The sequence below is a fragment of the Lachnospira multipara LB2003 genome (genome assembly GCF_000702205.1).
Taxonomy (GTDB): Bacteria; Bacillota; Clostridia; order Lachnospirales; family Lachnospiraceae; genus Lachnospira; species Lachnospira multipara_A.
The window spans coordinates 1-13,958 of the sequence record NZ_JNKW01000010.1 but is presented as its reverse complement, the minus strand read 5'-3'; the positions used below and the strand labels follow the sequence as shown (position 1 = coordinate 13,958).

Annotated in this window: 9 protein-coding genes, 1 pseudogene and 1 riboswitch; of the genes and pseudogenes, 7 read left to right on the top strand and 3 right to left on the bottom strand. The window is 33.2% G+C overall.

All coding sequences use genetic code 11. The features are described from left to right. Positions 1 to 10: 10 nt before the first annotated feature. Positions 11 to 1,036 (top strand): ketol-acid reductoisomerase, encoded by a 1,026-nt coding sequence (gene ilvC, locus T537_RS0107145; protein WP_031556940.1) that lies wholly within the window; start codon positions 11 to 13, stop codon positions 1,034 to 1,036. Positions 1,037 to 1,106: 70 nt separating this feature from the next. On the opposite strand, the gene T537_RS12415 is transcribed toward ilvC, so the two are convergent. Together T537_RS12415 and T537_RS12040 are read right to left on the bottom strand one after the other, a co-directional pair. Beyond that, positions 1,107 to 2,981: an ATP-binding protein gene (locus T537_RS12415; protein WP_031556938.1), complete on the bottom strand. Its 1,875-nt coding sequence runs from the start codon at positions 2,979 to 2,981 to the stop codon at positions 1,107 to 1,109. Next, the gene (locus T537_RS12040) at positions 2,966 to 5,311 is read right to left on the bottom strand and encodes a response regulator (protein ID WP_031556936.1); all 2,346 of its coding nucleotides are present in this window, start codon (positions 5,309 to 5,311) and stop codon (positions 2,966 to 2,968) included. Before T537_RS12040 ends, T537_RS12415 begins: the two co-directional genes overlap by 16 nt. Before the next feature lie 152 nt (positions 5,312 to 5,463). Here T537_RS12040 and T537_RS0107130 point away from each other — a divergent pair, with 152 nt between their 5' ends. Continuing rightward, entirely contained in the window at positions 5,464 to 6,261 is a 798-nt protein-coding gene (locus tag T537_RS0107130) for a TatD family hydrolase (protein ID WP_031556935.1), read from the top strand. A 70-nt stretch (positions 6,262 to 6,331) separates the two neighbouring features. Here the strand turns inward: T537_RS0107130 and T537_RS0107125 are convergent, their stop codons facing one another. Further along, complete coding sequence (locus tag T537_RS0107125; protein WP_027438608.1) at positions 6,332 to 7,705, bottom strand: NCS2 family permease; 1,374 nt, start codon at positions 7,703 to 7,705, stop codon at positions 6,332 to 6,334. Positions 7,706 to 7,970: 265 nt separating this feature from the next. Here T537_RS0107125 and T537_RS0107120 point away from each other — a divergent pair, with 265 nt between their 5' ends. The 5 genes and pseudogenes from T537_RS0107120 to T537_RS0107100 all read left to right on the top strand — a co-directional run. Continuing rightward, positions 7,971 to 10,472, top strand: coding sequence for an EAL domain-containing protein (locus T537_RS0107120; protein ID WP_031556933.1), 2,502 nt, complete (start codon positions 7,971 to 7,973; stop codon positions 10,470 to 10,472). A 1-nt stretch (position 10,473) separates the two neighbouring features. Beyond that, positions 10,474 to 11,706 (top strand): 6-phosphofructokinase, encoded by a 1,233-nt coding sequence (locus T537_RS0107115; RefSeq protein WP_031556931.1) that lies wholly within the window; start codon positions 10,474 to 10,476, stop codon positions 11,704 to 11,706. 127 nt (positions 11,707 to 11,833) lie between these two features. Continuing rightward, the gene (locus T537_RS0107110) at positions 11,834 to 12,160 is read left to right on the top strand and encodes a hypothetical protein (protein WP_031556930.1); all 327 of its coding nucleotides are present in this window, start codon (positions 11,834 to 11,836) and stop codon (positions 12,158 to 12,160) included. Positions 12,161 to 12,183: 23 nt separating this feature from the next. After that, entirely contained in the window at positions 12,184 to 12,498 is a 315-nt protein-coding gene (locus T537_RS0107105; RefSeq protein ID WP_027438612.1) for a glutaredoxin domain-containing protein, read from the top strand. 72 nt (positions 12,499 to 12,570) lie between these two features. After that, a riboswitch (cyclic di-GMP riboswitch) is annotated at positions 12,571 to 12,646 on the top strand. 133 nt (positions 12,647 to 12,779) lie between these two features. Continuing rightward, a pseudogene (locus tag T537_RS0107100) lies at positions 12,780 to 13,958 on the top strand (hypothetical protein); the annotation flags it as partial.

The following is a 13,958-nucleotide window of genomic DNA, read 5'->3' as shown; positions in this document are numbered from 1 at the left end:
GTATAGAAAAATGGCAGAAGCAAGAATTTTCTATGAGTCAGATTGTAATTTAGCTTTACTTGAAGGTAAGACAATTGCAATTATCGGTTATGGTAGTCAGGGTCATGCACATGCTCTTAATTTAAAGGAATCAGGCTGTAATGTTATTATTGGTCTTTACGAAGGTTCTAAGTCTTGGAAGAGAGCAGAGGAGCAGGGCCTTAAAGTATATACAGCAGCAGAAGCTGCTAAGAAGGCAGATATTATCATGATTCTTATTAATGATGAGAAGCAGGCTAAGTTATACAAGGAAGATATTGAACCAAACTTAGAGCCAGGTAACATGCTTATGTTCGCTCATGGATTTAACATTCATTTTGGTTTAATTAAGGCTCCTAAGGGTGTTGATGTTACAATGATCGCACCTAAGGCACCTGGTCATACAGTTCGTTCTGAATATCAGGCTGGCAAGGGTACTCCTTGTTTAGTAGCTGTAGAACAGGATGAGACAGGTAAGGCTCTTGATATGGCACTTGCTTATGGTGCTGGTATTGGTGGAGCTAGAGCTGGTATTTTAGAAACAACATTTAGAACAGAGACAGAAACTGACCTCTTTGGTGAGCAGGCTGTTCTTTGTGGTGGTGTATGTGCATTAATGCAGGCTGGTTTTGAGACACTTGTTGAAGCAGGTTATGATCCACGTAATGCATATTTTGAATGCGTACACGAAATGAAGTTAATCGTAGACCTTATTTATCAGTCAGGTTTTGCTGGTATGAGATATTCAATCTCTAATACAGCTGAATATGGCGATTATATTACAGGCCCTAAGATTATTACAGAGGATACAAAGAAAGCAATGAAGAAGGTTTTAGCAGATATTCAGGATGGTACATTTGCTAAGGAATTCTTATTAGATATGTCAGAAGCTGGTGGACAGGTTCACTTCAATGCTATGAGAAAGCTTGCAGCTGAACATCCAGCAGAGAAGGTAGGCGCAGACATTAGAAAGCTTTACAGCTGGAATAATGAAAGCGATAAATTAATTAACAACTAATTTTCGATATAAGTAAATGTGTTTTGAGGGAGAAGCGGTAATCGTTAGATTATCGCTTTTCTCTCGTTTGTTATAATTTTTTAAAAAGCTCTTCTAGTGATTCATTTTGAATAGGTTTACCAAGGAATCCGTTAAATCCGAGTTTTTGGTAATTATTACGATCCTCAATATTAGTATTGGCAGTCATTACAATAACAGGAGTCTCTTTATTAGGACAATTAGGAAGACTTCGCATTCTCTTTAATAGTCCACTTCCAGAAAGTTTAGGCATGTAATCATCAAGGAAAATATAATCGTATTTTACAATCTGAATATTTCTAAAGGCTTCAATACTGTCATTAAATGTAGTGATATCTGCGTTAAATGACTTAAAGAATGCAAGGGCAACTTTAATATTAATATCATTATCATCTACAATTAGTATTTTTTTATCCGTTAAATCTAGTTTAGAATTGGCATCATTTGTTTGCTTTTCTTGTGTTTTTAATAGGTTTCTATATTCGTTAATACTAATATCATCAGCAATTTGCTGCTTGATTTTAATTGTAAAAATAGAGCCGTCACCGTATTTACTATGAACACTTATTTGTCCATCCATGTTATCAATTAGCTGTTTGGCAATAGATAGGCCAAGCCCTGTACCCTCAATGTTTCTATTGTTTTCCATATCAGCCCTTTTAAAGGATTCAAAAAGATGGGATAAATCTTCGTCTTTAATGCCAATACCAGTATCTGATATGATAAAAGTAAAGTAAACTTCTGGCTTTTTTACAACACCAAATATAGAGAATCTTACTTCGCCAGATTTTGTAAATTTAACGGCATTACTAAGAATATTACTAAGAATTTGCCTTAAATGAGCTTCATCTCCTATGAGTAAATCAGGGAGATCTTCATCAACATCAAATATAAATTCTAGTCCTTTTTCTTCTGCTTTTAATTTATAGGTGAAATTGAGTTCATCAATAAGGCTTGCAAAGTGGTATTCATTTTTAAGAATTTCTAGCTTACCAGCTTCAATCTTAGAAATATCAAGTACATCATTAATTATATGCAAAAGGCTATTACCGGCAATTTTCATATCGTTAGCATATGAAAGTACATTTTCTTCGTTGGAAGTATTTAAAATTATGTCAGTAATACCAAGCATAGCATTCAGAGGTGTCCTTATTTCATGAGAAGTGTTGGCAAGGAATACGCTTTTAGCCTTATTGGCGTTTCGTGCAGATTCGTTAGCTTCTTGTAATTCTTCCTTGATTAGGGAAAGACTGTGATAATCACTGTTTTCAAGAGAAAGGTATAATAAAAATATGCTAAATGAAGAGAACAGCCCTATAATTTTTAATTGACCATGTAACATAGGCTGTAAAAATGAGCCAATTAAGGACATTATAAAAATAAAACTAAGAGCGATTCTTTCTCTTGGCAGTAAATTTTTAAAACTTATAAAGTATATAAGTAGGGCTTCGCATGCAAAAAACATTGCAGGGACGTAGCCTACATAAATATATCCAGAAGAATTAATAAAAGAATTAGATGCTTGATTATAGTAATCAATAATGTGTGTAAAAGGGTTACTAAGAATTAATGCTGTATTTATTATTAAGAATATGCGGTTTATGAGTGTTAGTAATTTAGACATGGTTATTTTGGTGTAATACTGCATATATCTTGAGTAAGAATATAAAGTTAATAATGAAAAAACGAATTGCAGTGAGTTTACAAAGGATTTTACAAGGTTAAAAGAGCTGTCTAGTTCTAAGATAAATGGAAGAGCAACTTCACATGTAGTTAGTAATAGACAGCAGATTGCTACTGTTTTAAAGGCCTTGGCTGTTTTTTCGTTTCGGTATGAATGATTCCATGAGAAAATAACCACTATAATATCAAATATTATAGCAGCAATTTCAAAATTAATTTTAGGATGTCTTAGAATGAAATCCATAATAGTTCCTCCTGTACATCATCATACAATTTTAGTAAAATCCTATGTTTTTCTTTAATGAAGGCAACGTTTGAATTAATATTTTCACCAGCAAGAATGGCTCTACTAGCATATTCCATTTCCATGGCGGCATCTGATAAAAGGTTAGCACCTATGGTTTTGGCATTGGATTTAAGTGAGTGAGTCAATATGTTATAAGAATCCCAATCTTGTTTTTCAAAGGCATTGTTAATTTCAAGACGTTTTTCTGGTTTAATTCGAATAAATTCATCAAGAAGCTCCCTGTAAAGAGTTTTATTTCCTCTGCAAAGATTTAAGCCTTCTTTCCAATTAACTAGATTATCAGGGTGATTGTTAAGTTTTGGCATAACGATTTCGTTCTTAATAATATTTTTTGGTGTGCTTAAATTATTATCCTTTACAGTTGTATTAGTTAAATCAATTAGTTCCTTAGGAAGAAACTTAATGAGTTTTTCCTTTAGGCGGCTAGCATTAACAGGTTTACTTAAGTAGTCGTTAAATCCTTGATCTAAGTACTTTTTCTTAGAACCAGATAGGGCATCGGCCGTAAGTACAATAATAGGTGTGTTATAGTTTATATTTTTAGGATTTGACCTGATTTTCTTTAAAATTTGTGTGCCGTCTATAATTGGCATAAAGGAATCAAGAAAAACAATGTCATATTTGTTGTTTTCAAGTAAATCTAAGCCTTCAGGACCACCATTTGCAGTAAATAAGTTAGCTTTAGTGGATTTTAAAAAACCACAGGCTACTTTAATATTCATGTCATTGTCATCCACAATTAAAATATTGGCGTTTGGAGTTGTAAAGCTATCTGTAATTCTACTGATGCCATTCTGTTTTTGCATATGGAGGTATTCATGAACTGTTTCGTAGGACTTAATAGTTTGTAGAATCTCCATATAAAAACAGGTTCCAAGGCCATAGTTACTTCTAACACTAATACTTCCTCCCATCATATCAATGGACTGTTTTACTATAGATAGACCAAGTCCAGTGCCCTCAATATTAACATTTTTCTTTAAATCAACACGTCTATAGCTTTCAAAAAGGTGTGATAAATCCTCCTTTTTAATACCCATACCAGTATCAAAAATCTGCATTTTAAGAAGTAAGGTATTATTTTGAACGCTGCCTCTTAAAGTAAAAACTATAGCTCCGGATGAAGTGTATTTTACTGAGTTATTTAGAACATTAATAATTACCTGTCGTATTTTTGCCACATCGCCGATTAGTTCATTAGGAAGGTTTTCATCAATATCCATTATAAAGGGAATGCCCTTGTCTTTGGCTCTAGTTCTAATTATTACATCAATATCTCTAATAATATCCCCAAGATTGTATGGAGTATTTTTTATTTCGATTTTTCCAGTCTCAATTTTGGAGATATCGAGTATTTCGTTAATTATTGAGAGCAGAGCATTTCCTGCAGATTTAATATTTTCAGCTAACTCTAAGGTTTCAAAATCCATAGATTCTTCTATAATTAAATCATTAAGACCTAGAAATGCATTTAGAGGAGTTCTAATTTCGTGAGACATATTAGCAAGAAAAGCACTTTTAGATTTATTGGCATTATAGGCCTCTTCTTTTGCGATTAAAAGCTTTTGATTGGCTTCAATTAATTGCATATAGTCATGAGTTTCTACTGTCATATAAAGTATGAACATTCCGATAGATATAAGAAGTCCTGTAATTGTGATTTTACCATTAACTAGAGGTTGAAATACAATACCAACTACAATGATTAAGAAAGTTAATGACAGTGCAGGACGAATTCTTGTACTGATATTTTTGAAATTTCTAATGTATATAAAAAGGCAAAAACCATAGGAATACACAGGAAAAAGAACTCCAACAGTATAAAAGAGGGGGCCGTGGCTATAGAGTTTAGTGTCTAAATTAAAAATTGAAATGCAGTCTGTAAATATGTTGATTATAAGTATTACAATATAAGCAATAAAAACTATAAGGTTAAATGTCCATATTTTTTTATTGTTGAAACTGCCAAAGGATAATTCAAAGTAGGCTGCAAGGCCAAAACCTAGAGTGATTATTAGTAAGTAAACTAGCATATTTAGGGAATTTATGACATAAAAACTAAGTGCACAATTAGGAAGATCTTCAAGCCAAGATAGAGTGGTTTCGATGATAGTAAGAAATGTACCGCAATAAAGTAAATTTCTAAATGAAATACCTAGCTTGTTATTCTTAACTTGCACATTAGAAAATAATATTAGAATAATGTCAAAAACAATAGCGGAAGCTTGTATATGGGCTTCATCATGTCTTAATAAGAATTCTAACATAATAGTACTCCAAAACTTTTTTACAAAACAAATAATCTTGTAATATTATAACATAAATTATTGTAATTCGGAAAGCTTTTGCTTGATGTAGAAATTTGTAAAAAGAAAGTGTATAATAAAGCAATTGTTTTATAAAAAAGCGAGGAAATAAAATGAAGATATTTGAGACACATGCGCATTTTGATGATGAATCCTATGATGAAGATAGAGATAAATTATTAAATGAGATGCTAAAAGAAGATGGAATAATAGAAAAAATTGTTAATGTAGGAGCTAGCTTTAAGGGTTGTAATGATTCTATAGAACTTGCTAATAAATATGAGAATGTTTATGCGGCCATAGGACTTCATCCAGAGGATATATTAAATCTTAATGATGAAGTAATGGAGTGGCTAAGAGAAAATTCTGCTAATAAAAAGGTGATTGCAATTGGTGAGATAGGTTTAGATTATCACTATGATGAACCACCAAGGGATATGCAAATTGAGAGCTTTACTAAGCAATTAATATTGGCTTCAGATTTGAATTTACCAGTAATTATCCATTCAAGGGATGCATGTAAGGATACACTTGATATTTTATCTAACACTAAGAATAGTAATGGGGAGTATGCCTATAAGACAGGTGGAATAATACATTGCTATTCCTATTCATGGGAAGCATGTAAGGAGTTTTTAAAACTAGGATATTATATAGGTGTTGGCGGAGTAGTAACCTTTAAGAATTCCAAAAAATTAAAGGAAGTGGTAGAACATTTACCTTTAGAAAAATTAGTAGTTGAAACAGATAGTCCATATATGGCACCAGAACCTCATAGAGGAACAAGAAATGATAGCAGAAATATTAGATTTGTAGCAGAAAAAATTGCAGAAATAAAGGGTATTACTCCACAGGAAGTAATAGATATAACAAATTTAAATGCTAAGAAATTATTTAATATAAAGGATTAGTTAGTAAAAATATAAGCCAGAAATACCTTATGTATTTCTGGCTTATTTATTATTAATTGTAATTTAAATACTAGTGGAAGTTAGTAATTAAAGTAGCAATTCTAAGTGCGAATAATACGAATATTACCCACATTACTGGACTAACGTCCTTAGCCTTCTTAGTAAATACCTTAACAATTACCCAAGAAACTACTGCAAACATGATACCGTTTGAAATAGAATATGTTAATGGCATGATAACAATAGCAAGATAAGCAGCAATAGCATCAGCTGTATCTTCTTCAAAGTTAATCTTAGTAATTGAAGTTACCATAAGCATACCAACATAAATAAGTGCTGGAGATGTAGCAAATGTAGGGATAGCTAAGAATACAGGGCTAAATAATAAAGCAACGATAAATAATAAACCTGCTACACAAGCTGTTAAACCTGTCTTACCACCTTCAGCAACGCCTGCAGAAGATTCTACGAAAGAAGTAACTGTTGATGTACCAAGACATGCACCAATTACAGTACCGATAGCATCAGCAAGGAATACTCTACCAACTCTTGGAAGTTTACCTTCTTCATCAAGTAAGCCAGCCTTATCAGCGACACCTACTACTGTACCAACTGTATCGAATAAATCTACGAATAAGAAACTAAATAGAATAGCAATAAACTGGATGATATGTGTTCCAGCCCATGCAAAGTCTAAATGAAATGCTGTTTCTTTTAAACCGTTAAAGCTTGTTACACTAACAATTCCATTAGGAATTAATGAGTAAACGCCAGCTTCAACATCAACAACATACCAACCGATCTTCTCAGCAATAATTCCTAAGATCCATGTTGAAATGATTCCGATAAGAACAGAACCCTTAACATGATAATGACTAAGAATTACAATAATAAGTAAACCTACAATACATAAAACGACATCTGGTCTTGAGAAATCACCAAGATCAACTAATGTAGAACTACTAGCGATTGTGATATTAGCACCCTTTAAACCGATGAATGCAACGAATAAACCGATACCGGCTGTGATACCGTATTTAACGTTCTGAGGAATACCATTGATAATCTGCTCTCTTACTTTAAAAGCAGAAATAACGATGAAAATAACACCTTCAACAAATACAGCAGTTAAAGCAACTGTGAAAGCGTTAGCACCCATATCTGCTAATTCAGTCAAGCATACTGTATATGCAAAGTAAGCATTAAGACCTAAACCAGCAGAAAGTACGATTGGATAGTTAGCCCAAAGACCCATAACAAAAGTAGCAATAGCAGAAGCTAAACATGTAGCTATAAATACGCCATCCTGATTCATTACTGTTCCTAAGATGTTAGGATTTACGGCTAAAATGTAAGCCATTGCAAGGAATGTTGTTACACCGGAAATAACTTCTGTCTTTACAGATGTTCCGTGTTCTTTGAGTTTAAATGTTTTTTCAAGCATTTTGTTCTCTCTCTTTCTTGAATAAATGTATTTTGTTTCACGAGTTTACTGATTGAATATAAAGCAAACAAGGGATAAACGCGCGAACATCTAAATTATATCAAAAAGAAATAGAATAATAAACATAAAAATTAATTTTTTGTAAAATAATAGAAAAATGTATGAAATCTATATTGTTGATAAACAAGAGTTTTGATGATATAATTCATTTAACGATAAAAGTATTCTTTCGTGACGTGAAATCTAATAATTTGGGGGAACTAAAATGTCAAATGAAGAGATGAAGGAATATGTAATAGCTAATATAGATAGAGCAGTAAATGACGGATACATTAATGTGTATTATCAACCTATTATAAGATCTATTACTGGAAAATTATGTGGTTTTGAAGCTTTAGCAAGGTGGATTGATCCTGAATATGGGATGATTTCACCTGCAGTTTTCGTGCCTGCACTTGAAGAAGCTAATTTAGTATATAAACTGGATTTTTGCATTCTAGAAAGAGTATGTCAAAGCCACGATGAATATAAAAGAATTAGAAACAAGTTTTTTCCTGTATCTGTAAATTTATCAAGACAGGACTTTAATGACAATCGTATTTTAGATGTTATTGAAAAGAATATTAAAAAATACAAGATCCCAAGAAATATTATTCATTTTGAAATTACAGAGAGCACAGTGGCTGATGATCCTGTATTTATGCAGAAAGAAGTAAAAAAACTTCAAGATGCTGGTTTTGAAATTTGGATGGATGACTTTGGAAGTGGCTATTCTTCTTTAAATATTTTAAAAGACTACGAGTTCGATAATGTTAAACTTGATATGAAATTTATATCTAATAATGATAGAAAGTCACAAATGATTATTATGTCAATTATAGATATGGCCAAGAAGATTGGAATTAAGACACTTGCAGAGGGCGTTGAAACAAGGGAACAGTATGAATTCCTAAGAAGTATAGGATGTGAAAAAATACAAGGTTATTACTTTGGAAAACCTATGAATTGGGAAGATGTTCCTAATTTTATAGACACATATGAAGGTGGCGTAGAATATATATATCAGTCGTCTTATTATGACAATATTGGTTCAGTTAACGTACTTAGCGGTGTACCTATAATGGAAGGCGATAAGTATGAAATTGATGATTTGGGTTATGATACACAAATACCTATAGCAATTTTTGAAGAATGTGAAGATAAGCTAACTATGCTTTATTATAACAACAGCCTTAAAAACTTCTTAAGCGGATTTAGGTTTTCTACACCAGAACAATTAGAAATTTATATTAATGAGAAAAGAAATGTCTATTATTATAACAAAGTACATAGTTTATTTAATTCGGCCGATAAAAAAGGAGATAAGGCAGCATCTGCAGATTTTGTTATAGATGGGAAATTCTGCGTTGTAAGAATATGTAAAGTGGCAGAATTTGATAATAAAAAGGCATATGTTTGTAATATAGTTAATATGTTTTTGGAAAAAATATATTACAACAGGGCTATAAAGCAGATGTATGATAAGTTCTTGCTTAATAAGTATGATAGGATAGATGTGTTTGATTTAAATACATTTACAAATACAGAATTATATGTAAATGATCAAGATAGCTATTCATATGATGGCAAAGATATAGGCAATAATATGGCTAGGTATATTGAGGATAGAATATATTTTTCTGATAGAGATAAGTATTTGAAGTTCTACGATATGGATACATTAAAAAATAGAATTAGAAGTTCAAAAGAGCAGATAATAACAGAGTATATTAGAATTAAAGAAAACATGGATTATGTCTGGAAGACTATGGAATGTATTTATATTGGTAACAATAAGGTTATCTCTACAGCAAGAAATGCAAGTTATGAGGAAAAACTTTATGCTAAGAAGATAGCTAAATGCAAGGATAAAATTATTGAAATTGATGAATTCAAGAATAATTTTAAGGATGAGGATTATCCAAGTGTAAACTGTTATTGGAAAGATATTAACTTAAGATATGTTGATGCATCAAAAAGCTTTCTTGAATTTTATGGTTTTAAGGATAAGTCAGAGATTATAGGAAAAACAGAGCGTGAATTAAATTGGGCTGAGAAGACATCTACTACTAAAAAAGAGGCATATGCCATTTCCACAGGTAAAAGTGTAACAATAGTTGAGACTGAGAGCTTTGGAAATGAAACAAAACCGGTAATTATAAGCGTTCATCCATATTATGAAGGCGGAGAATGTAAGGGAGTAGTTGGCATTATTACTGATTTTCCAGGTAATATATTAAAAAATGAAAAACTACTATTAACGGATGAATATACAGGACTTTATAATGCAAAGGGTTTATTAGCAGAGGCAAATCAGTATTGTGATGAATACATATTTAATGATGTTAAGTATGGCATTAGTGTTGTAGATATAATAGATTTTGAGCATTGCTTAAATGTATATGGTAGAGAGTTTTCTAAGCTTGTGTTAAGAGAAGTTGGAAATATTATAAGGGAATGTGTAGGTATAACAGGGGTTGTAGGTCGTTTATCTATGGATCATTTCGTAGTAATTACCTGCATGTATGATGAGAAAGAAATGGATGATTTGAAAGATAGAATACTTACAAAAATACGTAAGATAAATAAAATTTCCGATAAAATATTTACAATTGATGCATTGATAGAATATACTACTTGCTTGGAAGAATCTAATGCAGAGCAAATGCTTGGAACAACATTCCAAAAAATAGCTCAAGCAAAAAATAAATTTAGGAATGGTGAGTAATATGAAAAATGCTATTATAGCACAATCAGGTGGTCCTACAGTGGCTATTAATGCTAGCTTAGCTGGTGTTTTAAACTACAATATAAAAAATGGAATTTTTGAAAATGTATATGGTTCATTAAACGGAATTACAGGTATATTAGAAGATAGATTTATTAATCTTTCAGAAAAAATCAATGAAATTGATGGTTTTGTAGAAAAACTAGTTGTAACTCCTGCTATGTACCTTGGTTCATGTAGATATAAGATGCCTTTACCAGAGGATAACAAGGAAATATATGAGAAAATTTTTGATTTCTTTAAGAAAAATGATATAGATGCCTTTTTCTATATTGGTGGTAATGACTCAATGGATACAGTTGATAGATTATCAAAGTATGCAGCATCAATTAATAGTGATGTAAGAGTAATAGGCATTCCAAAAACAATTGATAATGACTTAGTTCATATAGACCATACACCAGGTTTTGGTTCAGCAGCTAAGTATGTTGCTACATCTATTTTGGAAATGGCTCATGATACATATATTTATCACGTGAAATCAGTTACAATCGTGGAGATTATGGGACGTGATGCAGGTTGGTTAACAGCAGCTTCAGCACTTGCAAGAAACGAATATAGTAAGGCTCCACATCTTATATATCTTCCAGAGGCAGCTTTTGATGCTAAGGAATGTGTAGAAGATGTTAAGGCATTACTTGAAAAACAAGATGATGTAATAATTGCTATTTCTGAAGGTATTAGAGACAAGGATGGCAATTATTTCTCAGCTTCTGAAAGCAAACTTGATAAATTTGGACATGTTCAGCTAAGTGGTGCTGGAAAAGCTCTTGAACACTTAATTGCTAATGAAATTGGTTGTAAGGTACGTTCTGTAGAATTAAATATTTTACAAAGATGTGCAACTCATCAGGCTTCATTAACAGATTTAGAAGAATCAGTTAAGTTAGGTGAAAAGGCATGTGAATTAGCTAAAGATGGTAAGACAGGTTTAATGGCAACTATTACAAGAACTAGTGATAAACCATATGAAGTAGTTTATGGTGGACATCCAGTTTGTGAAATTGCTAATGGAGTTAAAGCTGTTCCAAGAGAATGGATCAATGAACGAGGCAATGACGTTACAGAAGAGATGCTTACATACTTAAAGCCACTTATTAAGGGCGAAGCTAAGCTAGAATATGTAGATGGTTTACCACAGTACTTAGATGTAACACATTTAATTAATCAGTAGAATTTAACACCTAGTTGGGATTTTTTCTCAATTAGGTGTTTTTTATGTAAGTTTATAGTTTAGTAACTTTTAAATGGAGAAAAACTAGATTATAATAGTATTAGATTATATTTAGGAGGAAGAGAACATGGCAATGCCAGAACAGACAATTGAATTTAGATATGATACACAATTATTATTAGACGTTTATGCTGATGATGACGTAGATGCAGATGATGTAGCGGATGATTTAACAGATGAAATCAGAGAATATTTAATTGACAATATTAAGGGCGATTCTATGGTAATTGCAGGAGATAGTGGAGAAGATGAATATGGTAATAAGGCAACAGTTAAGCTTCATTATCACACTAATGAACCATGGGATGTTTTATCATATTGCAGAACTCATGGAGAAATCTATGATATTGTTGTTGAGGATATGGACAGACAGTCTAGAGATTTAAAGGGCTAATAGCCTTTAGTTAGGAGGTTTTTATGTTAGTTGTTTATGGAAGCGAGATGTGTCCGGATTGCATTAATTGCAAAAGAAGTTTTGATGATAATGGGATCGAATACAGATTCGTTGATATTAATAAAAATCTTAAGGATTTAAAAGACTTCTTAATTATGAGAGACACAAATCCTATATTTGACAGACTAAAGAAAATTAACGATATAGGAATTCCAGCTATTGTTATGGAAGATGGCACTGTTTTCACAGATTGGGAGGGCTTTTTAGCAGAAAGAAATCTACCAATTACTTATGAAAATTTTGGACAGTCTTGTAGCATAGATGGAAAGGGATGTTAGGTCAAATATCACTTCTGATACTGTTGAAAATATCTTAAAAGTGTGATACTATTATTTCAGATAAATCGTGAATTCAATATTGGGCAAAGCAGGGGAAATCCTGTGACGCAAAACTAGAGGGCCTTTAAAATGGTAGCCAGGTGCATATTTATTAGGCGCTATTTTTAACCAAATGGCGCTCTTTTTGTGTCATAAAAACATTTGATTTAGCCTAAATACAAAGGATTAGGAGCTTTACCGTTTGAGTGAATAAAACTTAGAGAGTTTGGTGAGGTGAAGTTATGGCAGATGGACAGTATAAGCTAAAGAATTATACGTTTGAAACAGAAGAAGAGTACAATATTGCTCTAGATGAGCTTGAAAAAATCAAGAATATGGCAAAGTTTCATGATATCTATGATTATGAAACACAAAAGCAGATTATATACGTAGCAGATGCAGGAGCTTTAGTTTTTCAAACACCATTGGGACTTGATTTTATGCGTGAATTAAGGGAAATGGTGCGAAAAGTAGAAGATATAGATGAGAATGTAGCAAAAGACATTACTGCTGCTGTAACTAATAGTATGAATGAACAAGCTGAAACAATAGATGCATTTGGAGAAGATACACAACAAGAAGCACCAGTGGAAGAAATGCCAGTGGCAGAGGAAACACCAGTGATGGAAGAACCTCCAGTAGCTGAGGAAACACCAGTGATGGAAGAACCTCCAGTAGCTGAGGAAACACCGGTAGTAGAAGAGATACCAGTAGTTGAAGAAGTTCCAGTGGCAGAGGAAGCACCGGTAGTAGAAGAAGTACCAGTGGAAGAGATGCCGGTGGCTGAGGATGTTCCAGTTGCGGAGGAAACACCAGTAATGGAAGAGGCACCGGTGGCAGAAGAACCTCCGATAGTTGAAGAAACACCGGTAGAAGAGATGGTGGCAGAAATGCCAGTAGCAGAAGAAGTACCAGTAGCAGAAATGCCAGTGGCTGAAGAAACACCGGTGGAAGAGATGGTGGCAGAAATGCCAGTAGCAGAGGATGTTCCAGTAGTTGAGGAAATACCAGTAATGGAAGAGCCACCAGTGGCTGAGGATATACCAGTAGCAGAAGAAGTACCAGTTGCGGAGGAAGCACCAGTAGCAGAGATGCCAGTGGCAGAGGAAGTTCCAGTAGTTGAAGAAACAGCAGTGATGGAAGAAGCACCAGTAGCAGAGATGCCAGTAATGGAAGAACCTCCAGTGGCAGAGGAAACACCAGTGATGGAAGAACCTCCAGTAGTTGAGGAAGCACCGGTAGAAGAAATGGTGGCAGAGGAAGTTCCGGTAGCCGAGGAAACGCCAGTAATGGAAGAGCCTCTAGTAGCAGAAGAAGCACCGGTAGAAGAAATGGTAGCAGAAATGCCAGTAACAGAGGAAGTTCCAGTAGCAGAGATGCCAGTAATGGAAGAACCTCCAGTGGCAGAAGAAACACCGGTA